The organism is Methylobacterium sp. NPDC080182, from assembly GCF_050281105.1.
GTDB lineage: Bacteria > Pseudomonadota > Alphaproteobacteria > Rhizobiales > Beijerinckiaceae > Methylobacterium.
This window is the reverse complement of sequence record NZ_JBNNWO010000001.1, coordinates 23,371-46,804: the sequence shown is the minus strand read 5'-3', so window position 1 is coordinate 46,804 and position 23,434 is coordinate 23,371. Positions and strand designations below refer to the sequence as shown.

Below are 23,434 nucleotides of genomic sequence, written 5' to 3'. Positions count from 1 at the left end.
CCGCCGCCTCAGCCCCGGGCGATCGACGGGGTCGCCCCGACGGTCGCCGCCCGCGGCTGGTGCCGGCCGATCCAGAAGACCAGGGCGCAGCCGACGCCGGTGAGCGCGCAGAGCGGCAGCAGGGCGACGGGGAAGCTGCCGGTCTGCTCGCGCAGCACGCCGATCAGCGAGGTGATCGCCCCGGTGCCGAGATGCGCCAGGGTGTTGATCGCCGCGATGCCGGCGGCCGTCTGGGCCGGCGGCAGCGTCTCCGTGGCGAGGGCGAAGAACGGGCCCTTGATCGCGTAGTTGCCGAGCAGGACCAGCGAGAGCAGGACCAACGTCATCCAGAGCGAGCCCGTCAGGAGCGTCAGGGCGAAGCTCACCGAGGTCAGCGCCAGCGGCAGGGCCGTGCTCCAGATCCGCTCGCCGCTGCGGTCCGCCCGCAGGCCCCAGACGATCATGAAGACCGAGGCGATGCCGAACGGGATCATGTTCAGCAGGCCGGTCTGCAGGTTGCTGAGGCCGAACCCCTTGAGGATCTGCGGCATCCACAGCGACAGCGTGTTGCTGGTGGCCGAGCTGCCCGCGTAGATCACGGCGAGCAGCCAGACCTGCCGGCTCGCGAGCACCGCCCAGACCGCCGCGAGGCCGTGAGCGTGGTGCCCGGCGCTCGCCTCGGCGGCGCGCCGCTCGGTCTCCAGCCGGTCCGTCAGCCAGCCGCGCTCCGCCGGGCTCAGGAAGGTCGCCTCGGCCGGCCGGCTCGGCAGCAGCGCGAGGGCGGCGACGCCGAGCAGGACGGCCGGGACCGCCTCCATGATCAGCAGCCACTGCCAGCCGCGCAGGGACGCGGCGCCGTCGAGGGTGAGCAGCGCCGCCGAGAGCGGCGAGCCGAAGAAGCTGGAGAGCGGGATCGCGACCATGAACATCGCCACGATCCGCGCCCGGTAGGCCTTGGGGAACCAGTAGGTCAGGTACAGGATCACGCCGGGGAAGAACCCGGCCTCGGCCGCGCCGAGCAGGAAGCGGGCGGTGGCGAAGCTCAGCGGACCTGTGACGAAGGCCGAGCCGATGCCGACGAGCCCCCAGGTGATCATGATCCGCGCGATCCAGATCCGCGCGCCGACGCGCTCCATGGCGAGGTTGCTCGGCACCTCGAACAGGACGTAGGCGACGAAGAACAGGCCGCCGCCCAGGCCGAAGGCCGCGGCGGAGAGGCCGAGATCGTGGTTCATGGTCAGCGCCGCGAAGCCGACATTCACCCGGTCGACGTAGGCGATGAAGTAGCAGAGCACGAGGAAGGGGATCAGGCGCAGGCCGACCTTCCGCATCGTTCGGCTCTCGAAGGCGGCCGCGTCCGCCGCGTGTGGCGTGGTCGGTGTTGCCATGGTCCTGTCCTCGCTGGAATTCGGGCGGGGCCGCCTCGGCCTAGCGGTCGAAGCGGAAGAGTTCGGCGGGCGTCTCGGCCAGGACGATCCGGCGCTCGGCCGGGTCCGGCACCCAGGCGTCGAGATCGCGCCGGGCCTCGGCGGGGCTGGCCTGGGTCTCGAACTGCGTGTGCGGCCAGTCGCTGCCCCAGAGCAGGCGCCGCGCCCCGAAGGCGCCGCGCAGGCGCTCGGCGGCCTGCACCGCCGTCTGCCGGCCGGCCTCGCCGCTGCCGATGCGGTAGGCGCCCGAGAGCTTGACCCAGACGCGGCCGCCGCGGCCGAAGCCGAGCAGGTCGGCGAAGCCCGGATCGGCGATGCCGAGGGCGGGGTCGATCCGGCCGAAATGATCGACCACCACGGGGACGCCCGCCGCGACCAGCGGCGGCAGCAGCCGCGCGAGGCGCCGCGCCTCGGCCTGGACCTCGATCTGCCAGCCGAGATCCGCGACGCGCGCGAGGTGGGCGCGCCAGACCGGGCCGGCGAAATCCGGGTCCGGCCGGCCGATCAGGTTGAGGCGCAGGCCGACGACGCCCTGCCCGGCGAGGTCGCGCAGGGTCGCGGTCTCGGCCTCCGGGGCCAGCACGGCGATGCCGCGCAGCCGCTCCGGCGCGGAGCGCAGGGCCGAGACCATGTAGCCGTTGTCGGTGCCGAGGAAGCTCGGCTGGATCAGCACGCCGCGGGCCATGCCGTTCCGGTCCAGCATGGCGCGGTAATCGGCGATGCTCGCGTCGTAGTCGGGGGCGTAGCGCCGGTCGCCCGTGAGGGTGAGGGAGCGGGTGAAGACGTGGGCGTGGGTGTCCACCGCAGCGACGCCGTCGTTGGCGGTCCCGGCCGCGCGGCCGCGGGCGGGGAGTGCGAGCGTGACGCTGCCCGCGAGCAGGGTGCGGCAGAAGAGGCGCCGGTTCATCGGATCATCTCACGGTCTGGGGGATCAGCGCGCCGCCGGGCTGCCGATCCGGCAGGAGCGCGACGGCGAGGAGGACGAGCCCGTAGGCGCCGAGGGCCGACAGGCCGATCGCCGGGCCGAGGCCGCAGATCTCGCTGAGCAGGCCGACGCCGAGGGGCAGCAGGCCGGAGGCGAGGCGGCCGGCGTTGTAGCAGAAGCCCATCCCGGTCCCGCGCAGCCCGTCCGGGAAGAGCTCGCTGAACAGCGCCGCGAGACTCGCGGGGATGCCGGCCGTGCAGAAGCCGAGGGGCGCCCCGAGGAGGAGCAGGCCCGTGCCGCCGACCGGCAGCAGCAGGTACAGGACGACCAGGGCCATGCAGCCGGCGGCGTAGAGCGCCACGGTCCGGCGGCGGCCGAGCCGGTCCACGAGGCCGCCGGCGACGAGGCAGCCCAGGCCGAAGGCCGCGATGATGATGGCGAGGTAGAGCCCGGTCCCGAGGACCGAGGCGCCGCGCTCGACGCTCAGGTAGGTGGGCAGCCACGTGAACAGGGCGTGGAAGCCCCCGTGGGCGCCGAGGCCGAGCAGCGTCGCGAGCACCGTGATCCGGCGCAGGCCGGGCGCGAAGATCGCGAGCGATCCGGCCCGTGACGGCGCCGGCCCTGCCACGGACCGGACCGGCTCGGGGACGGAGCGGCGGAGGTAGAGCAGGAGGAGTGCCGGCGCGAGGCCGCAGGCGAACAGGGCTCGCCAAGCGGTCTCCTGATCCAGCACCGAGAACGCCGCCGTGGACAGGAGCACGGCCGCGCCCCAGCCGAGCGCCCAGCCGCCCTGGACGGCGCCCAGCGCCCGGCCGCGGTGCTCGGGCCGGATCGCCTCCGCCATGAGCGCGGCGCCGGCCGCCCACTCGGCGCCGAAGCCGATCCCCTGCAGCGCCTTCAGGGTCAGCAGCTGGGCGAAGCTCTGCGCGAAGGCCGCCAGGAAGGTCGCGACCGCGAACCACAGCACCGTGATCTGGAGGGTCCGGACGCGGCCGATCCGATCCGCCGCGAGGCCGCCGAGCCAGCCGCCGATCGCCGCCGCGACGAGCGTGACCGCGCCGATCAGGCCGGCATCCGAGCGGCTCAGGCCGAAGCTCGCGACCAGCGCGGGAATGGCGAGGCTGAACATCTGCACGTCCAGGGCGTCGAGCGACCACCCGCCCAGACAGGCCCAGAAGGTGCGACGCTCGGCCGGACCGACCTCTCGGTACCAGCGGAACACAGGCTTTCCTCCGTCCTCCGAAGAGGACTAGTCATTTATATGAATAGATGAGCACGCGAGAGTCGGCACGTCAAGGCGCCTGCCTTTCAGCGTATGTCGACGTGATACCGGAAGTCCCGGGCGGCGCCGCGCGTCACCCGCCACTCGATCGGGCGGGCATCGAAGCCATAGGCGAGGCGCTCGATGACGACGACCGGATCCCCGTCGGCGATCGCGAGGTGCCCCGCGTCGGTCGCGTCGGCGATGCCGACGGTCAGGGTCTCCTCGGCGCGGGCGACGATCTCGCCGCAGAGACGCTCGTAGGCGGGGTAGAGGAGGTCGCCGATCTCCGTCAGCGGGGCTTCGAGGAGCGGCGCGAACCGCGCGGCCGGCAGCCAGATCGTCTCGGACAGGATCGGGCGGCCCTGGAGGTGGCGTGTCCGGATCAGCCGGATCGCGTCGCCGCGCGCGTCCAGGCCGAGGGCCTCGCGGACGGTCGCGGGGGCCGGACAGGCCTCGCGCGACAGGATCCGGCCCTCCGGCACCGCCTGGGTGCCGTCCGGGCCGAGATGCCGGAAGAACCGGAACAGGGACCGGTCGAAGCGCGGCCGCCGCACGAAGGTGCCGCGGCCCTGCTGCCGCTCGACGAGGCCGTCGGCGACGAGGACGTCGATCGCCTTGCGCACGGTGCCGATGGCGACGCGGTGGGTCGCCGCCAGTTCCGCCTCCGTGGGGATCGGTTCGCCCGACCGCCAGACGTTGCGGGCGATCTGGAAGGCGATCTCGTCCCGCAGGCGCTGGTAGAGCGGCAAGCGGAGATCGGGCTGGGGTGCGGTCACGACGGTCATGTGTATGACTGTATGACTATCGCCGGCAGGCGCCAATGGGCGACGGAGCGGTGCCGGCGCGCGCCGATCCCCTGGTCCACAGCGTCGCAGTACAGGACCCATTCGCCGGGCCGCGGGTTTCCGCCGGGATTTCCCGGTATCATGGTCCAGCGAGGCGCGGATGGTCGAATATCGTACGTCTCGAGAGACCCGTCAGGGTCGGCGCGGCAGGCCGGTTCTGGTCGTGCTCCTCGTCAGTGTGGGGTTGATGGTCGCCGCCCTGGCCGGCCTGATGATCTGGCAGGGTGAGACCGCGCCGCCCGACTACGCCAGCCAGAGTCAGGCCGCCGCCCGCAAGGTCGTCACCGGCTCCGAGAGCGGATCAATCAGCGCCCCGCCGGCCGGGACGCGATCCACGCCCTGACCGACGTCGACCGACGTCGACCGGCGCCGGCCGTTTCGATCGGTCCGCGCGGGGACAGGACCTCCCCCCGCGAGACGACCATCATGACGGTCGGCCCACAGCTCCAAGACGAAGGGCAATGCCCGGGCGCGGGCCGTTGTCGACGTCGAGTCGATGCCGGCTCTCCGCGACGGCGGCGACAGGGCAGATCGCGACAACGTCATCGCGGTCTCTGCGGGAGCCTCCACCGCAAGCCCGGCAAGACTTCGACGCCCCGCGCTTGATCCAGCCGGAGACCGCCTCATTTCGTCACGAGTCTCGAGCGCGACGGGAATCGCCTGAGGGTTCGGACCGCCTGCACCGCCCACCGCCTTCGACGTCCGGGCCCCGCGCGCCCGGCCGTCGTGCAACACCAAGGGGGACCACCCGATGAGCGAGACGATCGACAAGACGGACACGACGTCGTTTCACATGGCAGGCCAGTGTCCGTTCGGCGGCGACCGGATCGGCGGCGCCCACGGCAACCGGCCGACGCTGGAGAACTGGTATCCCCACCGCCTGCGGGTGGAAGTGCTCCACCAGAACGGGCTGGCGGCCGATCCCCTGGGCCCGGATTTCGACTACGCGGCCGAGTTCGCCAAGATCGACTTCGACGCGCTCAAGCGCGACATCAAGCAGTTCCTGACCTCGTCGGTGGAGTGGTGGCCGTCCGACTACGGCAATTACGGCCCGCAGATGATCCGCATGGCCTGGCACTCGGCCGGCACCTACCGGATCGCCGACGGGCGCGGCGGCGCCGGCACCGGCATGCAGCGCTTCGCCCCGATCTCGAGCTGGTGGGACAACGGCAACACCGACAAGTCGCGGCGCCTCCTGCAGCCGATCAAGCACAAGTACGGCAACGCCCTGTCGTGGGCCGACCTCATGGTGCTCACCGGCAACTGCGCCCTCGAGATCATGGGCCTGCCGACCTACGGCTTCGCCGCCGGCCGCCTCGACGCCTGGGAGGCGGACGACGCGACCTACTGGGGACCGGAGGTCGTCGAGATGGGCTCGGTCTCGAGCTTCGACGACATGGTCAACCGCGACAAGCGCTGGCGGGGCAAGAACGGCGACGCAGACTACGACCTCGAGAACCCGCTGGCCGCCTCGCACCAGGCGCTGATCTACGTGAACCCGGAGGGCCCCTACGCCAGCGGCGATCCGCTGGCCTCCGCGCGCGACATCCGGATCACCTTCACCCGCATGGCGATGAACGACGAGGAGACCGTGGCGCTGATCGCGGGCGGCCACGCCTTCGGCAAGAGCCACGGCATGGTGCCGGCCAAGGAGATCGGGCCGCCGCCCGAGATGGCGCCGATGGAGGCGATGGGGCTGGGCTGGCACAATCCGAAGGGCACCGGCTCCGGCAAGGACACGATGACCAACGGCATCGAGGGCAGCTGGACCCCGGATCCGACGAAGTGGGACAACGCCTACCTGGAGAACCTCTTCAAGTTCGAGTGGGAGCAGACCAAGAGCCCGGCGGGCGCCCTGCAGTGGACGCCGAAGGATCCCGCCGCGCCGAAGACGCCGGACGCCCACGTCTCCGGCCAGATGCACCCGCTGATGATGATGACGTCCGACATCGCCCTGAAGGTCGATCCCGACTACCGCAAGGTCTGCGAGAAGTTCCTCAACGACTTCGACGCCTTCACCCAGGCCTTCTCCAAAGCGTGGTACAAGCTTACCCACCGCGACATGGGTCCGAAGCACCGCTACCTCGGCCCGGAGGTCGTGATCGAGGACGGGCTCCTGTGGCAGGACCCGCTGCCCGAGCGGGACTACGACCTCGTCGGCGAGGCGGAGATCGCCGCGCTGAAACAGGCGATCTCCGGCACGGGCCTGTCGGTCTCGGATCTCGCCTTCACGGCCTTCTCGGCTGCCTCGACCTACCGCGACAGCGACAAGCGCGGCGGGGCCAACGGTGGCCGCCTCGCCCTCGCGCCGCAGAAGGACTGGGCCGTCAACCGGCGGGCCGCGCCCGTGGTCGAGGCCCTGAGCGGCGTGATGGCGACCTTCAACGGCGGCCGCAGCGACGGCAAGAAGATCTCGCTGGCGGACCTGATCGTGCTGGGCGGCTGCGTCGCCGTGGAGAAGGCGGCCCGCGATGCCGGGGTCGAGACGCCGGTCCCGTTCACGCCGGGCCGGGTGGACACGACCCAGGCGCTCACGGACCTCGAGATGTTCGAGTGGCTCAAGCCGGTGGTGGACGGGTTCCGCAACTACGTCGACGACGGCTTCGGGCAGATGACGCGCAGCGTCTCGCCGGAGGAGATGTTCCTCGACAAGGCCAACCTGCTGACGCTGACGGCCCCGGAATGGACCGTCCTGACCGGCGGCCTGCGCGCGCTCAACGCCAACCACGACGGGTCGAGCCGGGGCGTCCTGACCGACCGGGTCGGGGCGCTGACGACCGACTTCTTCCGCAACCTGACCGACGTCGATCTGGTCTGGGAGAAGGCGGATGCGGAGGGGATGACCTTCGCGCTCAAGGACCGCGCGAGCGGGCAGACGAAGTTCGAGGCGACCCGCAGCGACCTCGTCTTCGGCTCGAACGCGCAGCTCCGGTCCATCGCCGACGCCTACGCGGGCAGCGACGGCCAGCGGCGCTTCGTGGCGGACTTCGTCAAGGCCTGGGACAAGGTCATGATGCTCGACCGCTTCGACGTGAAGGGTCACCGGCGTTACGGGCCGATGGCGGCCTGACGCCCGCCATCGGGATCGCCCGCGCCTCCGGCGCGGGCGATCTCTCAGGGTGCGCGCCGCGTCACGGCCTGAGGCTGTGCGCCCCCAGCGCGGCCCAGTAGGCGGCGCCGACCGGCAGGGCCTCGTCGTTGAAATCGTAGCCCGGATTGTGGAGCGGCAGGCTCTTGCGCGTCCCGTCGGTCCCGATCCACGCGTAGGCGCCGGGGCAGGCCTCCAGCATGTAGGCGAAATCCTCCGACGCCATGGAGGGGCCGACCTCGCCCCGGCGCGCGGTGATGTCCGGGACGGCCCCGGCCGCCTCCAGGGCGGTGCCGACGGCGTCGGCGGTGTTGACGGTGGCGGGGTAGCCGAACCGGTAGTCCACCTCCGCACGGGCGCCGTGCGTGGCGGCCGTCCCGCCCGCGATCGCCTCGACGAGTTCGGCCACGCGCTTGCGCACGGCCTCGTCCAGGCAGCGGACCGTGCCGCGGATGACCGCGCGCTCGGGGATGACGTTGTAAGCATCGCCGCCGTGAATCTGCGTGACGCTGAGCACGACCGGGTCCGTGGGGGCGATCCGGCGGCTCACGATGGTCTGCAGGGCCAGGACGATCTCAGAGGCGACCACCAGCGTGTCGGTGCCGCGCTCCGGCATGGCCGCGTGGGTACCGAACCCGGTGACCGCGATCTCGAACGTGTCGAGGGAGGCCATGATGGCGCCGACCCGGGTCGCGAAGGTCCCGAGCGGCAGGCCCGGCCAGTTGTGCAGGCCGTAGACGGAATCGCACGGGAACAGCCGGAACAGGCCGTCCTCGACCATGGCGCGCCCGCCGCCCTCGCACTCCTCCGCCGGCTGGAAGATGAAGTGCACCGTGCCGGAAAGGTCGGTGCGCGACGCGAGGTGCCGGGCCGCGCCGAGCAGCATCGCCACGTGGCCGTCATGGCCGCAGGCATGCATCACGCCGGGCGTCCGGGACGCGTAACTGGCGCCCGTCGCCTCCTGGATCGGCAGGGCGTCCATGTCGGCGCGCAGGCCGATGGTCGGGCCGTCGCCCCGGCTCAGGGTCCCGACCACGCCGGTGCGCCCGAGTCCGGTCTTCACCGACAGGCCGCAGGCGGCCAGTTCCCGGGCGACGAGATCCGCCGTGCGGACCTCCTGGAAGGCCAGCTCGGGATGGGCGTGCAGGTCGCGCCGCCACGCGACCATCCGCTCCACGGTCTCCGCCTCGATGCGCATGCGATCTCTCTCATGATACGGGAGGCTGCCGGAGCGCCTCGATCCCCCGCCCGGACCCTACGCGGATCGGCGCGGCGGTTCACCCCAGCGGCGGGTGCATGAAGAACTGCGCGATGAGGGTCGCGCCGAGGAAGGTCCCGGCATTGGCCATGAACGAGACCACGACGATCCGCCAGCCGAGGCGTCGGAAGGCGGGCACGTCCTTGGCGACCGAGAGCCCCGCGAAGGTCAGGATCGGCGTGGCCAGCGCCAGGAAGTTGAGCTTGCCGGTCAGGGCGGCGATCTCGGCCGCGTAGGGCGTCCCGGGATAGGTCAGCGCCATGCCGATGATCGACACCCACAGGACGGCAGGCAGCCGCCGGCCGAGGAGCAGGTAGAGGCCCCATCCGGCGAGCACGGTGCCGATGATGATCGCCATCCCGGCGACGACCTGCGCGTCCGGGACGATTCCGTAGGTCAGCCAGTTGCCGATGAGCCCGTAGGCGCCGATCAGGATCCAGGCGAGCACGGTCTCGCCGAGGCCGATCCGCACCTCCTCGTGGGCCGGCTGATGGGCCGGCGCCTGCGGGTCGGCGGCCGCCGGGCGGGCGGCGTCCGGCCGGTTGCGGCCGAGGATCGGCTCCAGCTTGCCGTAGGCCCAGATCGTGAAGGGCAGCGACAGGAACAGGGTGAAGTACGTGCCGATCGTGGTGGTCACGAGGTTGCTGGCGGCCGCGAAGGTGGCGACGTCCTTGGCGACCTCGGGCGTCTGCTGGGCCGCGATCGCCCCCGAGGCCGCGGCCATCATGCTGCCGGAGCCGACCCCGGCCCCCATCGCCAGCGCCAGCGGGTTGAAGATGCCGAGGCTGGTGATCAGCCCGGCCAGCAGGGCGATGAACACCGCGCCGAACACCGTGCCGGTCAGGTACTCGGCCAGCACGCCGCGCCCCTCCGGCGAGTCCATGCCGTAGCGCTCGCCGATGATGGCGAGGCTGGGCTCGCGGCCGACCGAGAAGGTCGCGCCGATCGCCTCGCGCTTGATGCCGAGCAGGAGCGCCACCGGCAGGCCGAACACCATCGTGCCGAAGAAGTGGCCGAATTCCTGGAAGGCCAGGGCCCAGCCCGAGGCGAGGATCTTCGGCAGCGAGCCGCCCACGAGCAGGCCGAGCTTGGCGATGAAGATCAGGAGCGCCGGCTGCAGGTAGGCGCCGGCCGCGTTCTGCAGGGCGCCCGACAGCCGCAGCGGCCCGGGCAGGCGCGGGCTCATCAGCCCCAGCGCGCCGCCCAGCAGCAGGGCCCAGAGCAGCGGGAGCAGCACGATCTTGCCGGCGCCCACCGGGATGCTGACGTTGCCGATCGCCTCCGCGATGACGACGATGACGAGGGCGAGCAGGAACAGCGTCAGCTTGCCCCCGCCCGAGACGGGCGGCGCGACCGGCCGCGTGTTCGTCGCAAACAGTTCCCCCGCCATCGTCATCCTCCTTGGCCCCCCTCGGGGCTGCCCGTTGCTCCGCCTGCCGGTCTTGAGCGCCGGCTTGGCGTTAGATCGTCTCGGTCATTGCGCCCGTGGCGTCGGGCTCAGCCCACGTAGCCGAAGGTCACGGCCGGCGCGGCGGCGGTCTCGACCCAGACGCTCTTGGTCTGGGTGTAGGCCATCAGCGCCTCGCGGCCGGAGGAGCGGCCGAAACCCGAGCGGCCGAAGCCGCCGAACGGCGAGGCCACGTTGATGGTCTTGTAGCCGTTCACCCAGACGGTGCCGGCCCGCAGCGCCGCCGCGACCCGGTGGCCGCGCCCGCCGTCGCGGGTCCAGACCGCGCCGGCGAGGCCGTAGGGCGTGCCGTTGGCCAGCGCGACCGCCTCGTCCTCGCCGTCGAACGGCAGGACCGTCAGGACCGGGCCGAACACCTCCTCGCGGGCGATCGCCGCGTCCGGCGCGACGCCGTCCACGATGGTCGGGCCGTAGTAGAAGCCGCCCGTGTCGCGTAAGGCGGCGGGGCAGGCCCCGCCGGTCGCGATCGTGGCCCCCGCCCCCGCGGCGGCCTCGACCATGTCGGCGATCTTGTCCCGCTGGCGCCGGTTGTTGATCGGGCCGATCTGCGTCTCCGGGTCGGTCGGCGCGCCCACCGGGATGCGCGCGGCGGCGCGGGACAGGCGCTCGACGAAGGACGCGTGGATCGAGCGGTGCACGAGGAGCCGGGAGCCCGCCACGCAGCTCTGGCCGGCGCCGCCGAAGATCGCGGCCTGCGCGCCGATCAGCGCCCGGTCGAGGTCGGCGTCGGCGAACACGATGTTGGCCGACTTGCCGCCGAGCTCCAGCACGCTCGGCACGATGGCGCGGGCCGCCGCGGCGGCGATCTGCGCGCCCGCCTCGGCCGAGCCGACGAACACGACGAGCCGCGTCTCGGGATGGGCGACCGCGGCGGCGCCGGTGGTCGGGCCGGCACCGGCCAGCACCGAGACGAGGCCGCGGGGCATCCCCTCGGCGCGGTCGCAGAGCAGGCCCAGCGCCAGCGAGGTCAGGGGCGTCAGCTCGGAGGGCTTCAGCACCACGGCGTTGCCGGCGCAGATCGCCGGCGCGATCTGCCAGCCCGCGGTGAAGATCGGCGCGTTCCAGGGCGTGATCTGCACCACGGTGCCGAAGGGCTCGTGGCGGGTGTAGTTCAGGTGCGAGGTCGGGACCGGGATGACGTCGCCGTGCAGCTTGTCGCACCAGCCGGCGTAGTACTCGAACATCTCGGCGACCTTGGCGACCTCGCCGCGGGTGTCGCGGATCGGCTTGCCGGCCGAGAGGGTCTCCAGCTCGGCGAGCGCGCCGGCATGCTGCCGGACCAGGGCGGCGACCGCCCACAGCGCGCGGCCGCGGGCGGCGGCGCTCATGCCCCACCACGCGCGCTGGGCGTCGCTTGCCGCCGCCATGGCGGCCTCGACGACCGACGGGCCGGCATCGGCGAAGGTCGCGAGCACGCCGCCGTCGGCGGGGTTGGTGAGATCGAGGGCGGCGCCGGTCCCGGCGAGGACCTCGCCGGCCACGACGCTGCCGATGCGGCCGCCCGGCAGCAGGTCGGCCAGGAGGGCGGCGACCCGGTCGGCGGCGGGCGAGTGCGGCGTGCCGGACATCAGTGGGCTCCCTTGGGATCGCGGTAATCGGCCATGCGGGTGAAGTCGGCCGTGTCGGGGATGGCGGCCTGCGTCGCCTGCCAGATCCGCTTCACCTCGGCGGAGAGCGGCAGGTCGATCCCGCATTCGGCGGCGAGTTCGAGGGCGAGGCGCACGTCCTTGCGCATCAGGCCGGCCGAGAAGCCGCTGTCGAAGGTGCCGGACTGGACCCAGCGCGGGACCATGATTTCGCTGATCGCGCTGCGGCCGGTCGCGGTGTTCACGACCTTGACCGCCTCCTCGGCCGAGAGACCCGCGGCCTCGGACAGGCGCAGGGCCTCGCCGGTGGTAACCAGATGGGCCGCCACCAGCAGGTTGTTGACGAGCTTAACGATATTGCCGGCGCCCGACGGCCCGACATGGGGGGCGCGGGCCGACATGGCCTCGAGGACCGGACGGGCCAATTCGTAATCCGCCTCGGCGCCGCCGATCATCATGGTCAGGGTGCCCTCGGCGGCGCCGGACGGGCCGCCGCTCACCGGGGCGTCGAGGAGGGCGTGACCGGCCGCGGCGAGACGCTCGGCGAGGCGCCGGGTCGTGCCGGGATCCGAGGTCGAGGTGTCGATCACCACGACCTTCCGGTCGGTCCGGGACAGGAGCCCGCCCTCCGCGGTGACCACCGCCTCCACGTCCCGCGCCAGCGGCAGCGAGAACACCAGGGCGTCGGCCCGGCCGAGCACGTCGTTGAGGGCGTCGAGGACGGTCACGCCGGCCGCCTCGGCGGCAGGGCGCCGGGCCGGACTGAGGTCGTAGCCCAGGACCGCGAAGCCCTTGCGGGCCAGGGTCGCGGCCATGCCCAGACCCATGTTGCCGAGCCCGACGACGCCTACCGTTGCGATGGTCATGCCGATCCGTCCTCACGAAGCGGCACGATAGTTCCGGCAAACGAGCGTTGCGACAACAACCGATTTCTGCACGAGGCGTGCGGAAAATCCGCACGCTCGCGTCACGCCGGCGGCGGCCGGAACGCCACCATGTGGTCGGCCAGCCAGCCGAGCAGCCGCGCCGCGCCCTCCGGCAGGCGCCGCCCCGCGCGGACGACGAGGTGGGCGCTCGCCTCCGACAGGATGGCGTCGCGCAGCGGCAAAGCCGCGAGGAGGCCGTCGCGCAGCTCGGCTGCGACCACGAAGCGGGGCAGGAACGCGACGCCCATGGCGGCCATCACGAAGCGGCGGTGCAGCTCGAAGGACGCCGTCTCCAGCCGCGGCACCAGCCGGAATCCGCCGTCGGCCTCGACGCGGCCGATCAGCTGCCGGACCCCGTGGTCGGGGGGCAGGAGGGCGGCGGGTTCGGTGGCGAAGCTGCGCAGCGGGACGGGGGCCGCCCCGTCGGCGAGGGGATGCCCCATCGGCAGGACGGCGAGGAGCGGCTGCCGGGCGGAGACGATCCCGCGGACGTCCGGGTGCGCGGGCGGGTTGTAGACGAGGCCGATATCCGCGTCCCCCCGGGCGATCGCCGCGAGGATGCCGTCGGTCGTTCCGATCTCGACCTGATAGGCGATGCCCGGATGGTCCTGGGCGAAGCCGGCCAGGGCGTTGTCGAGGAGGTCGATCAGGAAGCCGGCGCCGCAGCGCAGGCTGACCGTGCCCCGCTGCACCCCGCGCAGGCGCTTCAGCTGGTCCTCCAGCAGGGCCGCCTCGTCGGCTTGCCGCTGCGCGTGCTCGGCGACGAGGCGGCCGGCCTCGGTGGGGACCACGCCCCGGGGCAGGCGCTCGAGCAGGGTCTCGCCGACCTGCGCCTCCAGCTCGATGATCTGCCGGCTCACCGCCGAGGCGGCGACGTTCAGGACATCGGCGGCCGCCCGGACCGAGCCCGCGCGCACGACGGCCAGCAAGTAGCGCAGCGCGCGGTCGTTCACGGCGGCGGGTCCCCGGCGGCCGCGCCGCGCCGGTCGACCGCGACGGCGCCCCGCGCCACGACCAGCACGGGCTCCTGGCGCTCCACGATCACCTGCGGTACGCCGCCGGCCGCGAAGGCGATCAGGTCGGCCCGCGCGCCGGGCGCCACCGCGCCCGGACCGAGGCCCAGCACCCGCGCCGGGACGGCGGTGATCGGCGCCAGCAACGCCGCGAGGTCCGCGTCGGTGCGCAGGTCGAACCGGTAGGCGGCGAGCTGGGCGCGGGCGATCATGCTGGTCACCGTGGCGGGATTCCAGCAGTCGCGGACGTTGTCGGTGCCGAGGCAGACCGGGACGCCGAGCGCGCGCAGCCGCGGGATCGGCGGGCATCGGGCCCCGCCCGGCACGCTGCTGAGGATCGCGACGCCGGCCCGGTTCAGGGCTTCGGCGATCCGGCCGAGTTCCAGGTCGTCGGCCTCCGCGAGGGCGAAGGCGTGGCTGATCGTGACCTGCCCGCCGAGCCCGGCTGCCGCTGTCCGGGCCGCGATCGCCGCGATCGTGGCGAGTCCGGCCGCGCCGCCCTCGTGGAGATGGATGTCGATGCCCCGCCCGTGCCGCTCGGCCAGGGCGAAGACGATGTCCAGGTGACCGTCGCGGTCTCCGTCGATGCCGACGGGATCGAGGCCGCCGACGAGGTCCGCGCCCATCCGCAGGGCCGCGCCCAGGTCGTCGGCGACCGGCGGGCAGCCCAGGATCCCGCTCTGCGGGAAGGCGACGATCTGGATCTGCAGGCGGTCGGCCCAGCGCGCCCGCAGGTCGAGGATCTGGGCGAGGTGGTCGAGCCGCGTGACGTCGTCGACGTCGACATGGGTCCGCAGGCTCGTCGTGCCGCCGCGGAGCATGCGTTCGAGCAGCGCCTCGGCGCCCTGCTCGGCGAGCGGGATCCGCGTGGCGCGGCGGAACGCCTTCTCGTCGTCGATGATCGCGCGGACGGACCCCGCCGCCGCGTGCGGGCGCCACGGCAGGCCGAGCAGGCACTTGTCGAGGTGGACGTGCCCGTCCGACAGGCCCGGCAGCACCAGGGCGCCGCCGAGATCGATCGTGCGGCCGGCGGGCGGGAGCGGCGCGCCGGGATCCCGCAGCGCCGCCACGCGGTCGCCCCGGATGTCGATCGTCGCCCGGCTTCCCTCGGCGAGCGCGGCGTCGTGGAGGCGCAGGTCGCAGGGGGCGTCCCAGCGCGGTTCGGTGCTCGGCGTCATGGCGGGGCTTCCTTCAGAGCGGCCGGCCGGCGGCCACGACAGTCCGGATCGCGAAGCTCGATTGCAGCCGGGCGACCCCCGGCAGCCGCGACAGGACATCCTTGTGCAGCCGCTCGTAGTCGGCCGCGTCGATCACCTTGAGCTTCACGAGGTAATCGGCCGCCCCGGTCATCAGATAGCAGTCCTGCACCTCGGGACAGCGCCGGACGGCCGCCTCGAACCGGTTGAGATAGTCCTCAGTCTGGCGGTCCAGGGTGAACTGCGTGAGGACCACGAGGCCCGGCCCGTCGACCGCGCCGCCGATCAGCGCGGTGTAGCCCCGGATGACGCCGGATTCCTCCAGCAGCCGCACGCGGCGATGGCAGGCCGAGGCCGACAGGCCGACCGCCGCGGCGAGATCCGCGTTGCTGATCCGGCCGTCGCCGCGCAGGGCCTGGATGATGCGGCGGTCGATCGCGTCCACGCGCACCTCGCAGGATCTTCGAACTGGCCGCAGATACTTCCACAGCCAAGCTCGAAATTCAAATCTCTTCGACAGGATGCACGCTCGTTCGACGATCCTTCGTGTAGCCTTTTGGCACTGCATCCGAGCGCCGCCCCGAGGGTCGACATGAGCATGATCGATCGTGATCTCCGGCCCGATGCGGGCCCGGCCGGGACGGCCTCGGCGCTCCTCACCATCGATCTCGCGGCCATCGCAGAGAATTACAGCCGCCTCGCCGCCCAAGCCGGGACCGCGAAATGCGCGGCCGTCGTCAAGGCGGACGCCTACGGGCTCGGCGCCGACCGGGTCGCGCCGGTCCTGGCCGCCGCGGGCTGCCGGCACTTCTTCGTCGCCCAGGTCGGCGAGGGCGTCGCCCTCCGGTCTATCCTCGGCCCCGGCGCGGTGATCGCCGTGCTCAACGGCGCCGCCCCGGGCAGCGAGGCGACCTGCGCGGACCACGATCTCGTGCCCGTCCTCAACGACCGGTCCCAGCACGACGGCTGGCAGTCTCTCGCCCGGCGCCTCGGACGGCGCCTGCCGGCGATCCTCCAGGTCGACAGCGGCATGGCCCGCTTCGGCTTTGCGCCGGAGGAGGTCGGCGCGCTGCTCGACGACCCAGACGCGCTTGAGGGCCTCGACCTGCGGCTGGTGATGAGCCACCTCGCCTGCGCCGGCGAGCCGGACAGCCCGGTCAACGCCGCGCAGCTATCGGTCTTCCAGGCCGTCCGGCGGCGTCTGCCCGCGGTGCCGACGAGCCTCGCGGCCTCGTCCGGGATCTTCCTCGGTCCGGACTTCCACTTCGACCTCGTGCGCCCCGGCGCCGCCCTCTACGGGATCGCCCCGCAGGAGGGCGCGGCGAACCCGATGCGGCCGGTAATAGGCCTGCGGGCCCGCGTGATGCAGACGCGCAGCGTCCCGGCGGGGACGCCGGTCGGCTACGGGCACGCGGCCACCGTCGCCCGGGACAGCCGCCTCGCCACGGTCGCGATCGGCTACGCGGACGGGTTCTTCCGCAGCACGGCGGGCGGCGCGGCGTGGTTCGGCGGCGTCCGGCTGCCCGTGGTCGGGCGCGTCTCGATGGACAGCCTCGTCCTCGACGTCACCGACGTGGCGCCCGGCACCCTCGGGCCGGGGGCGCTCGTCGACATCGTCGGGCCGGAGCGCGACGTCGACGCCGTCGCCGCGGCGGCCGGCACGATCGGCTACGAGGTCCTGACCAGCCTCGGCCACCGCTTCCACCGCATCTATCTCGGAGCCTGAGGCCCGCCATGCACGTGATCATCCTCGGCGGCGGCGTCGTCGGCGTCACCTCGGCCTACTACCTCGCCCGGGCCGGCCATCAGGTCACCGTGCTGGAGCGCCAGCCGGGCTCCGGCCTGGAGACCAGCTTCGCCAATGCCGGGCAGGTCTCGCCCGGCTACTCGGCCCCCTGGGCGGCGCCCGGGATCCCCGTGAAGGCGCTCAAGTGGCTGATGATGCGGCACCGCCCCCTGGTGCTGTGGCCGCGGCTCGAGCCCCGCCTCTACGCGTGGCTCACGCGCATGCTCGCGAACTGCACCGAGGAGGCCTACCAGCGGAACAAGGGCCGCATGGTCCGGCTCGCCGAGTACAGCCGCGACGCTTTGCGCGACCTGCGCACCGAGACCGGCATCGCCTACGACCACCGGGAGAAGGGCACGCTCCAGCTCTTCCGGACGCAGAAGCAGCTCGACCATGTCGGCGACGACACCCGCGTCCTCGACGCCTACGGCGTGCCCTACACGGTGCTGGACCCGGCCGGCTGCGTCAGTGCCGAGCCGGCGCTCGCCGCCGTGCGCGACGTCTTCGTCGGCGGCCTGCGGCTGCCGGGCGACGAGACCGGCGACGCGCACCTGTTCACGCAGCGCCTCGCCGCGATCTGCGAGGGCCTCGGCGTCACCTTCCGCTACCGCACGGCGATCGCGCGCCTGCATCACGTCGGGGACCGGGTGACGGCGGTCGAGACCGCCGACGGCGACCTCCTGCGGGCGGATGCCTACGTGGCGGCGCTGGGCAGCTACACGCCGGCCCTGCTGCGCCCCCTCGGGATCGCCCTGCCGGTCTACCCGGTGAAGGGCTACTCGCTCACGCTCCCCATCACCGATCCGGCGGCCGCGCCGGTCTCGACGGTGATGGACGAGACCTACAAGGTCGCGATCACCCGGCTCGGCGACCGCATCCGCGTCGGCGGCACCGCCGAGCTCGCCGGGTTCAGCAGCGCCCTGCGCCTGCCGCGCCGCGAGACCCTCGCGCGCTCGGTGCAGGACCTGTTCCCGGCCGGCGGCGACCTCGACCGAGCCGCGTTCTGGACCGGCCTGCGGCCGATGACGCCGGACGGCACGCCGATCGTCGGGAGCACACGGGTCGGGAACCTGTTTACCAACACCGGTCACGGCACGCTGGGCTGGACGATGGCCTGCGGATCGGGCCGCCTGCTCGCCGACCTCGTGTCCGGACGGGCGCCGGAGATCGCGAGCGACGATCTGGCCCTCGACCGCTACGCCGCGTGAGCCGGCCGGCCGGATCGGCCCTGACCGGTCCGACTCCCCGTCGCCCGGTCACTGAACCGCCGTCGCGCTGCGCAGCGCGTGCCGTGGCGCACCAGCACAACTCTGCCCGGTATCGCACCGAACGCGATCCGACCGTGCGTTGAGCAAGACTCCGGGACTCGTCGCGAGTCGCCGTCACCACCGGGCACAATCATTCATTATTCACCGAGATACGACCACCAGTTGATTACATGACGTTCATGACGTGCGGATTCGCATGATCGTCGGATGACTTCCGACAGGCCCAGGCAACCCTTAGCAGCGTGTCGAGTTGAGGACCTGAACGAACCATCCGGGTGCGCAGATGAGTTTCATCGTCGTACAGGGCCAGGACGATCACGAGCAGGCAGATGCCGTTCTCCGGGGCGTCGCCGACGGGCTGGCCCGCCTGTTCCGCGTGCCCGATCACCCGCCCGGCGTTCAGGACCTGCTGGATTCTGGACCCCGGGACGGGGGTGACCGTCCCGGGCAGGTCGCCCAGCGCGGCGCACGGCGGGGCGGGAGCGAGGGGCTTCCCGGAGCCCGGCCGGTGAAGGCGGGCCCCCGCGGGACGCGGCGCGGCGCGGCGCAACCGTCCAGCCGCCCGCGCGGACGCCGGGCGAAGGCCGAGGCGCAGCCCGGGCAACGCGACCAGTCCTGAGCCGGCACCGGCCCTCGGCGCGGCTTCAGCGCCCCGCGGGCAGGCCGAAGCGCCGGATCTCCAAGTGCATCTGCTCCAGCGGCAGGATCTTGGCGGCCGCACCGCGGTCGATCGCCTCCTTGGGCATCCCGAACACGACGCAGCTCGCCTCGTCCTGGGCGACCGTCTGCGCCCCGGCGCGACGCATCTCCAGCAGGCCGTTGGCGCCGTCGTCGCCCATGCCGGTCAGCAGGATGCCGAGCGCGTTCGCGGCCGCGGCCCGGGCGGCCGACCGGAACAGGACGTCGACCGACGGGCGGTGGCGCGCGACGAGGGGACCGTCCTTCACCGACACCGCGTAGCTGCCGCCCCGGCGCTCGACCATGAGGTGCCGCCCGCCCGGGGCGATCAGGGCGCGGCCGCGCACCACGGGATCGCCGTCCTCCGCCTCCTTGACGGCGATCGCGCAGAGGCCGTTCAGGCGCTTGGCGAACGCCGCCGTGAAATGCTCCGGCATGTGCTGCACGATGACGAGACCAGGGGACTCGGCGGGCAGCACCTCGAGCACGTCGCGCAGCGCCTCCGTGCCGCCCGTCGACGCGCCGATGCAGACGATCCGGTCGGTCCCGGCCACGACGCGCCCGGGCACGGGCGGCGGCAGGACGACGTCGGCCGAGAGCTTCGCCTCCACCAGCGGCCGGGACGGCCGGCTCCCGCGCAGCTTGGCCCGGGCGGCGGCCCGGACCGCGTCGCAGACCCGGACCGTGGATTCGAGCAGGAACTGGCGGGTGTCGACGCGCGGTTTCGGCAGCACGTCGACGGCGCCCGCCTCCAGCACCTCGAACAGGATCCGGGACCCGGCCTCGGTCAGGGTCGAGCAGACGATCACCGGGAGCGGCTTCTGCGCCATGATCTTGCGCAGGAACGTCAGGCCGTCCATGCGCGGCATCTCGAGATCGAGGATGATGACGTCCGGGATCTCCTCCTGGATGCGGCGCGCCGCGATGAACGGATCGGCGGCGGTGCCCAGGATCTCGATGTCGGGCGCCGTCCCCAGGATGCTGCACAGCGTCTGGCGGACGGAGGCCGAGTCGTCGACGATCAGGACGCGGATCGGTCTGGACGCGCTCACCGGCCGGATTCCCGCAGCTTGCCGAAGACGGTCGAGGAGATCTGGTCGAGGCCGGCCACGCCGACGCCCGCCATGGATTCGGAATGGCCGACGATCAGGTAGCCGCCGGGGCGCAGGTGCCCGGCCAGGCGCGCGACCACCGCCCTCTGGGTCGGCTTGTCGAAGTAGATCAGCACGTTGCGGCAGAAGATGAGGTCGACGTCCCGGTCGATCGGGTAGGTCTCGTCCATCAGGTTGAGCCGCTGGAACCGCACCCGGGCGCGCAGCTCCGGCACGATCCGCCCCTCGCGCCGGGCCGGATCGCGCGCGACCATCACGTAGCGGCGGCGCAGGTCCGCCGGCACGGCGTCCAGCATCTCGGCCGGGTAGATCGCCGTCCGGGCACGGTCGAGGACCTCCGAGGAGATGTCGGTCCCGAGGATGGCGTAGCGGAACCGGTCGGCGGCCATGTCGTGCAGGACCATCGCCAGCGTGTAGGCCTCGGCACCGGTCGAGGCCGCCGCGCTCCAGACCTTGAGCAGCGGCCGGTCGCCCCGCGCCGCCAGCCGCGGCACGATCGTCTCGCGCAGCAGGTCGAAATGCGCGGGCTCGCGGAAGAAGTCGGTCTTGTTCGTCGTCACGCAGTCGACGAGGTGCGGGAACTCGTCCGCGAGGTGGCCGGCCTCGAACAGGTGGCGGCCGTAGGCCTCCAGGGTCGGGAGATCGAGGGCGCGCATGCGCTTGCGCAGCCGCCCCTCGACCATGGTGCGCTTGGCCGGCGGGAGCTGGATGCCGGCATGCTGCTGGACGAGGTCGGCGACCGAGCGGAAGTGCCGGTCGCTCAGGTGACCCGGATCGGCCTCCATGGTGTCGGATCCCTCAAGCGGCCTGCGGGGTCTCGACCAGGGCCGGGCCGTCGCCGTCCATGAGCGCGACGAGGTCGAACACCACCACGAAGGCCTCGCCCCGGCGGCCGATCCCCGCGATGTAGCGGGCGTTCCAGCGCCCGCCGACCTCGGGCGCCGCCTCCATCTCGGCCCGGTCGAGCTCGGTCACCTCGATCACCCGGTCGGCCACGAACCCGACCCGCAGCGCCCGGCCGGGCATCGGCACGTTGAGCAGGATGATCCGGGTGGCCGGCGTGCGCGCCACCGGCGGCAGTCCGAGCTTGGTCCGCAGGTCCACCACCGGGTAGCTCTGCCCGCGCACGTCGATCATGCCGAGCAGGAAGGCCGGCGCCTGCGGAAGCGCGGCCGGGACCCGGTAGTCGAGGATCTCGTGGACGTGCTCGACGTCGATCCCGAAGGTCTCGGCCCCGAGGCCGAGGGTCAGGTACTGCCACACACTGGACATGCAGGATCTCCGGCTGGAGCGCGGCGCGCGACGGCGGCTCGCGACGGCGGCTGACGACGGCGGCGGGATCCGCGCGGGCACGGGCACCGCGCGGATCCGGGCCTCGGGCGAGGTGTCAGGCGACCCGGGTGAAGGCGGCGTCCTGCGCGTCGCCCTCGCCCATGTCGAGGGCGAAGCCGCCGCCCCCGGCCGGGCCGCGCGCGCCCGCCCGCTTCGGGCTCGGGGAGCGGATCGCCGCCGAGGGCGTGCCCATCCGCGCCGCGGTCGCGCGCAGCCGCGTCACCGCCTGGTCGACACCGGCCACCGGCGCGGCCGCCTCGGTGATCCGGAAGTAGGCGATCGTCGCCTGCAGCTTCTCGGCCTGGGTGGCCAGCTCCTCGGAGGTGGCCGAGACCTGCTCGGAGGCGCTGGCGTTCTGCTGGGTCACCTTGTCGAGCTGCTGGATCGCCTGGTTGATCTGGCCCGAGCCGACATCCTGCTCGCGGCAGGCGGCGGTGATCTCCTCGACCAGGCTGGCGGTCTTCTTGATGTCGGGCACGAGCTTGCCGAGCATGTCGCCGGCCTGCTGGGCGGCCTTGACGGTGTCGGACGAGAGCGTGCCGATCTCGGCCGCGGCCGCCTGGCTGCGCTCGGCGAGCTTGCGCACCTCGCTGGCGACCACCGCGAACCCGCGACCGTGCTCACCGGCCCGGGCCGCCTCCACGGCGGCGTTGAGCGCCAGCAGGTCGGTCTGGCGGGCGATCTCCTGCACGATGGTGATCTTCTGGGCGATGGTCTGCATGGCCTCGACGGCGCGGCCGACGGCGATGCCGCTCGCCTCGGCGTCCTGGGCCGATTGCCGGGCGATCGTCTCGGTCTGGCTGGCGTTCTCGGCGTTCTGCTTCACGTTGGCGGCCATCTCCTCCATGGAGGCCGAGGCTTCCTCGGTCGACGAGGCCTGCTCGGTCGAACCCTGCGACAGCTGCTCGGCCGAGGCCGAGAGCTCCTGGGACCCCGCCGAGACGTTGCCGGCCGCCGCGGTCGCCTCGGCCACGACGGTGCGCAGCTTCGACAGCATGGTCTGCAGGGCGAGGCCCATCGTGTCCTTGTCGGAGAGCGGCCGGGCCTCCACGGTGAGGTCGCCCTGGGCGATCGCGTTGGCGAGTGCCGCGGTCGCGTTCAGGTTCTCGGTCATGCGGCCCATGGCGCCGACGAGGTCGCCGAGCTCGTCGTTGGTCGTGACCGTCGCGGTCTGGCTCAGGTCGCCCATCGAGACCGCGTCGGCCAGCGAGACGGCACGGCCGAGGCCGCGGGAGATCGAGAGAGCGAGCCAGGTCGCGATGCCGAGGCCCATGAGGAGCGCGGCCGCCGCCACGCTCAGCAGGATCGTCTGACCCTGTGCGGATTCCGCGGTGGCCTGGGCCGCGGCGTCGTCCATGAACCGTTTCTGCCGATCCGCCAGCGCCTCGAACGCGTTGATCGCCGTCGTGCTCACCGTCGCGTACTCGCCCGAGGCGACTTCGGCCGCCTTCACCGAGCTGCCGATCTCGACGAGGGCGATCGCCCGCTGGAAGGAGGACGCCCAGGTCCCGAACCGCTCGCGGACGGCCGTCACGGCGATTCCCGCCGCCTGGGCCGCCGCCGCGAGCTCGTCCACCGACCGGTTGATCTCCTCGCGCGACTGCTTGGCGAGGGCCACGCGCTGCTGGAGCGCCTCGACGCTCGTCGTCCCGGTGGCCGAGGTCAGCTGCCCCCAGGCCCGCTCGACCCGGCTCTTGAACACCGCGGCGACCCGGGCGAGCCGCTCTCCAGCGGGGCTCTGGGCGTCGGTCGCCGTGTTGATCAGGGCGTCGAGGTCCGTGCGCAGGGCGGCCAGCGCCGGGCGACCCGCCGCATTGATCTCGGCCCAGGTCTTCCCGTTGGAATTGTCGCGGGTCAGCTCCAGAGCCCGGTTCCCCAGCGCGTTCTGCTTCTCGTACTTGGCCGACAGGTCCTCGTAGAGCCTCCTGCCCTCGTCGGTCATGAGCAGAGTCTTCACCTTGGCCAGGGACGCCATGGCGTCACCGTGGTTGGTCGCCGAGCGCTTGGCGAACTCCGTCATCTGCGTCTCGTCCGGGCTGATCAGGGCTCCGCGGACGTTGAACGCGCTGCGGATGGCGTGCGCCTTGCCCTCAAGGACCTGCTTCTGGATCTCGGCGCGGCTCAGGACGTACTTCATCGTCGCGTCGGCGGCCGTGAGCCTCTGGTAGCCGACCCCGCTGGCCGTCCCCAGGAGAACGAGGATCGCGCCGAAGCCGACCCCGAGCTTGGCCTTGATCGAGAAACGCATCGCCCTTTACCCCTACGCAAACACGAGATTCTGAC

The 23,434-nt window shown here is 72.8% G+C and carries 20 protein-coding genes; 5 read left to right on the top strand and 15 right to left on the bottom strand.

Translation table 11 applies throughout. From position 1 onward, the window contains the following. Positions 1-8: 8 nt before the first annotated feature. The 4 genes from ACQKQD_RS00190 to ACQKQD_RS00175 form a co-directional block, all read right to left on the bottom strand. Complete coding sequence (locus ACQKQD_RS00190) at positions 9-1,367, bottom strand: MFS transporter (protein ID WP_056522792.1); 1,359 nt, start codon at positions 1,365-1,367, stop codon at positions 9-11. Between the two features lie 40 nt (positions 1,368-1,407). Further along, positions 1,408-2,313 carry an amidohydrolase family protein gene (locus tag ACQKQD_RS00185; RefSeq protein ID WP_427507174.1) on the bottom strand — a complete coding sequence of 302 codons (906 nt, stop codon included), beginning with the start codon at positions 2,311-2,313 and terminating at the stop codon, positions 1,408-1,410. A gap of 4 nt (positions 2,314-2,317) precedes the next feature. Next, on the bottom strand, positions 2,318-3,553 hold the full coding sequence (locus ACQKQD_RS00180) for an MFS transporter (protein WP_427507173.1): 1,236 nt from the start codon (positions 3,551-3,553) through the stop codon (positions 2,318-2,320). Between the two features lie 86 nt (positions 3,554-3,639). Then, positions 3,640-4,380 (bottom strand): GntR family transcriptional regulator, encoded by a 741-nt coding sequence (locus ACQKQD_RS00175; RefSeq protein WP_100251555.1) that lies wholly within the window; start codon positions 4,378-4,380, stop codon positions 3,640-3,642. Between the two features lie 223 nt (positions 4,381-4,603). Between ACQKQD_RS00175 and ACQKQD_RS00170 the strand changes: the two genes are divergently transcribed. Together ACQKQD_RS00170 and katG are read left to right on the top strand one after the other, a co-directional pair. Continuing rightward, positions 4,604-4,783: a hypothetical protein gene (locus ACQKQD_RS00170; protein WP_234081819.1), complete on the top strand. Its 180-nt coding sequence runs from the start codon at positions 4,604-4,606 to the stop codon at positions 4,781-4,783. A 408-nt stretch (positions 4,784-5,191) separates the two neighbouring features. Further along, the gene (gene katG / locus ACQKQD_RS00165; protein WP_427507172.1) at positions 5,192-7,510 is read left to right on the top strand and encodes a catalase/peroxidase HPI; all 2,319 of its coding nucleotides are present in this window, start codon (positions 5,192-5,194) and stop codon (positions 7,508-7,510) included. 61 nt (positions 7,511-7,571) lie between these two features. On the opposite strand, the gene ACQKQD_RS00160 is transcribed toward katG, so the two are convergent. From ACQKQD_RS00160 to ACQKQD_RS00130, 7 genes are all read right to left on the bottom strand, one after another. Further along, positions 7,572-8,726 (bottom strand): M20 aminoacylase family protein, encoded by a 1,155-nt coding sequence (locus ACQKQD_RS00160; RefSeq protein ID WP_427507171.1) that lies wholly within the window; start codon positions 8,724-8,726, stop codon positions 7,572-7,574. Between the two features lie 79 nt (positions 8,727-8,805). Next, positions 8,806-10,176, bottom strand: coding sequence for a DUF3100 domain-containing protein (locus ACQKQD_RS00155; protein ID WP_427507170.1), 1,371 nt, complete (start codon positions 10,174-10,176; stop codon positions 8,806-8,808). Positions 10,177-10,283: 107 nt separating this feature from the next. Next, entirely contained in the window at positions 10,284-11,822 is a 1,539-nt protein-coding gene (locus tag ACQKQD_RS00150; protein WP_427507169.1) for an aldehyde dehydrogenase family protein, read from the bottom strand. Then, a complete protein-coding gene (locus ACQKQD_RS00145; RefSeq protein ID WP_427507168.1) occupies positions 11,822-12,706 on the bottom strand; it encodes an NAD(P)-dependent oxidoreductase in 885 nt (294 codons plus the stop codon). Before ACQKQD_RS00145 ends, ACQKQD_RS00150 begins: the two co-directional genes overlap by 1 nt. Before the next feature lie 101 nt (positions 12,707-12,807). Beyond that, the gene (locus ACQKQD_RS00140; protein ID WP_020091058.1) at positions 12,808-13,719 is read right to left on the bottom strand and encodes a LysR family transcriptional regulator; all 912 of its coding nucleotides are present in this window, start codon (positions 13,717-13,719) and stop codon (positions 12,808-12,810) included. Next, entirely contained in the window at positions 13,716-14,957 is a 1,242-nt protein-coding gene (locus tag ACQKQD_RS00135; protein WP_427507167.1) for an amidohydrolase, read from the bottom strand. The genes ACQKQD_RS00140 and ACQKQD_RS00135 overlap by 4 nt, the downstream gene beginning before the upstream one ends. 13 nt (positions 14,958-14,970) lie before the next feature. Beyond that, positions 14,971-15,420: an Lrp/AsnC family transcriptional regulator gene (locus ACQKQD_RS00130; RefSeq protein ID WP_427507166.1), complete on the bottom strand. Its 450-nt coding sequence runs from the start codon at positions 15,418-15,420 to the stop codon at positions 14,971-14,973. On the opposite strand from ACQKQD_RS00130, the gene alr reads away from it, so the two are divergent. From alr to ACQKQD_RS00115, 3 genes are all read left to right on the top strand, one after another. Further along, on the top strand, positions 15,316-16,701 hold the full coding sequence (gene alr, locus ACQKQD_RS00125; protein WP_427507165.1) for an alanine racemase: 1,386 nt from the start codon (positions 15,316-15,318) through the stop codon (positions 16,699-16,701). The genes ACQKQD_RS00130 and alr overlap by 105 nt on opposite strands. Positions 16,702-16,709: 8 nt before the next feature. After that, positions 16,710-17,969, top strand: a complete 1,260-nt coding sequence (locus ACQKQD_RS00120) for a D-amino acid dehydrogenase (protein ID WP_331300150.1) — start codon at positions 16,710-16,712, stop codon at positions 17,967-17,969. A 343-nt stretch (positions 17,970-18,312) separates the two neighbouring features. Continuing rightward, complete coding sequence (locus ACQKQD_RS00115) at positions 18,313-18,648, top strand: hypothetical protein (protein ID WP_427507164.1); 336 nt, start codon at positions 18,313-18,315, stop codon at positions 18,646-18,648. Positions 18,649-18,673: 25 nt separating this feature from the next. Here ACQKQD_RS00115 and ACQKQD_RS00110 read toward each other — a convergent pair whose 3' ends face one another. The 4 genes from ACQKQD_RS00110 to ACQKQD_RS00095 all read right to left on the bottom strand — a co-directional run bounded on the left by ACQKQD_RS00110 (position 18,674) and on the right by ACQKQD_RS00095 (position 23,399). Further along, on the bottom strand, positions 18,674-19,759 hold the full coding sequence (locus tag ACQKQD_RS00110; RefSeq protein WP_331300146.1) for a chemotaxis response regulator protein-glutamate methylesterase: 1,086 nt from the start codon (positions 19,757-19,759) through the stop codon (positions 18,674-18,676). Beyond that, a complete protein-coding gene (locus ACQKQD_RS00105; protein ID WP_020091065.1) occupies positions 19,756-20,604 on the bottom strand; it encodes a CheR family methyltransferase in 849 nt (282 codons plus the stop codon). The genes ACQKQD_RS00110 and ACQKQD_RS00105 overlap by 4 nt, the downstream gene beginning before the upstream one ends. A gap of 13 nt (positions 20,605-20,617) precedes the next feature. Continuing rightward, positions 20,618-21,091 (bottom strand): chemotaxis protein CheW, encoded by a 474-nt coding sequence (locus ACQKQD_RS00100; protein ID WP_103984596.1) that lies wholly within the window; start codon positions 21,089-21,091, stop codon positions 20,618-20,620. Between the two features lie 115 nt (positions 21,092-21,206). After that, entirely contained in the window at positions 21,207-23,399 is a 2,193-nt protein-coding gene (locus ACQKQD_RS00095) for a HAMP domain-containing methyl-accepting chemotaxis protein (protein ID WP_091977937.1), read from the bottom strand. Between the last annotated feature and the right edge of the window lie 35 nt (positions 23,400-23,434).

Excerpts from the sequence above, each read along its gene's own strand:
- ACQKQD_RS00120 (WP_331300150.1), top strand. The coding sequence starts at position 16,710 with ATGCACGTGATCATCCTCGGCGGCGGCGTCGTCGGCGTCACCTCGGCC.
- ACQKQD_RS00100 (WP_103984596.1), bottom strand. The coding sequence starts at position 21,091 with ATGTCCAGTGTGTGGCAGTACCTGACCCTCGGCCTCGGGGCCGAGACC.
- ACQKQD_RS00150 (WP_427507169.1), bottom strand. The coding sequence starts at position 11,822 with ATGTCCGGCACGCCGCACTCGCCCGCCGCCGACCGGGTCGCCGCCCTC.
- ACQKQD_RS00160 (WP_427507171.1), bottom strand. The coding sequence starts at position 8,726 with ATGCGCATCGAGGCGGAGACCGTGGAGCGGATGGTCGCGTGGCGGCGC.
- ACQKQD_RS00185 (WP_427507174.1), bottom strand. The coding sequence starts at position 2,313 with ATGAACCGGCGCCTCTTCTGCCGCACCCTGCTCGCGGGCAGCGTCACG.
- alr (WP_427507165.1), top strand. The coding sequence starts at position 15,316 with ATGGCAGGCCGAGGCCGACAGGCCGACCGCCGCGGCGAGATCCGCGTT.
- ACQKQD_RS00115 (WP_427507164.1), top strand. The coding sequence starts at position 18,313 with ATGAGTTTCATCGTCGTACAGGGCCAGGACGATCACGAGCAGGCAGAT.
- ACQKQD_RS00105 (WP_020091065.1), bottom strand. The coding sequence starts at position 20,604 with ATGGAGGCCGATCCGGGTCACCTGAGCGACCGGCACTTCCGCTCGGTC.
- ACQKQD_RS00095 (WP_091977937.1), bottom strand. The coding sequence starts at position 23,399 with ATGCGTTTCTCGATCAAGGCCAAGCTCGGGGTCGGCTTCGGCGCGATC.
- ACQKQD_RS00155 (WP_427507170.1), bottom strand. The coding sequence starts at position 10,176 with ATGGCGGGGGAACTGTTTGCGACGAACACGCGGCCGGTCGCGCCGCCC.
- ACQKQD_RS00135 (WP_427507167.1), bottom strand. The coding sequence starts at position 14,957 with ATGACGCCGAGCACCGAACCGCGCTGGGACGCCCCCTGCGACCTGCGC.
- ACQKQD_RS00145 (WP_427507168.1), bottom strand. The coding sequence starts at position 12,706 with ATGACCATCGCAACGGTAGGCGTCGTCGGGCTCGGCAACATGGGTCTG.
- ACQKQD_RS00175 (WP_100251555.1), bottom strand. The coding sequence starts at position 4,380 with ATGACCGTCGTGACCGCACCCCAGCCCGATCTCCGCTTGCCGCTCTAC.
- ACQKQD_RS00190 (WP_056522792.1), bottom strand. The coding sequence starts at position 1,367 with ATGGCAACACCGACCACGCCACACGCGGCGGACGCGGCCGCCTTCGAG.
- katG (WP_427507172.1), top strand. The coding sequence starts at position 5,192 with ATGAGCGAGACGATCGACAAGACGGACACGACGTCGTTTCACATGGCA.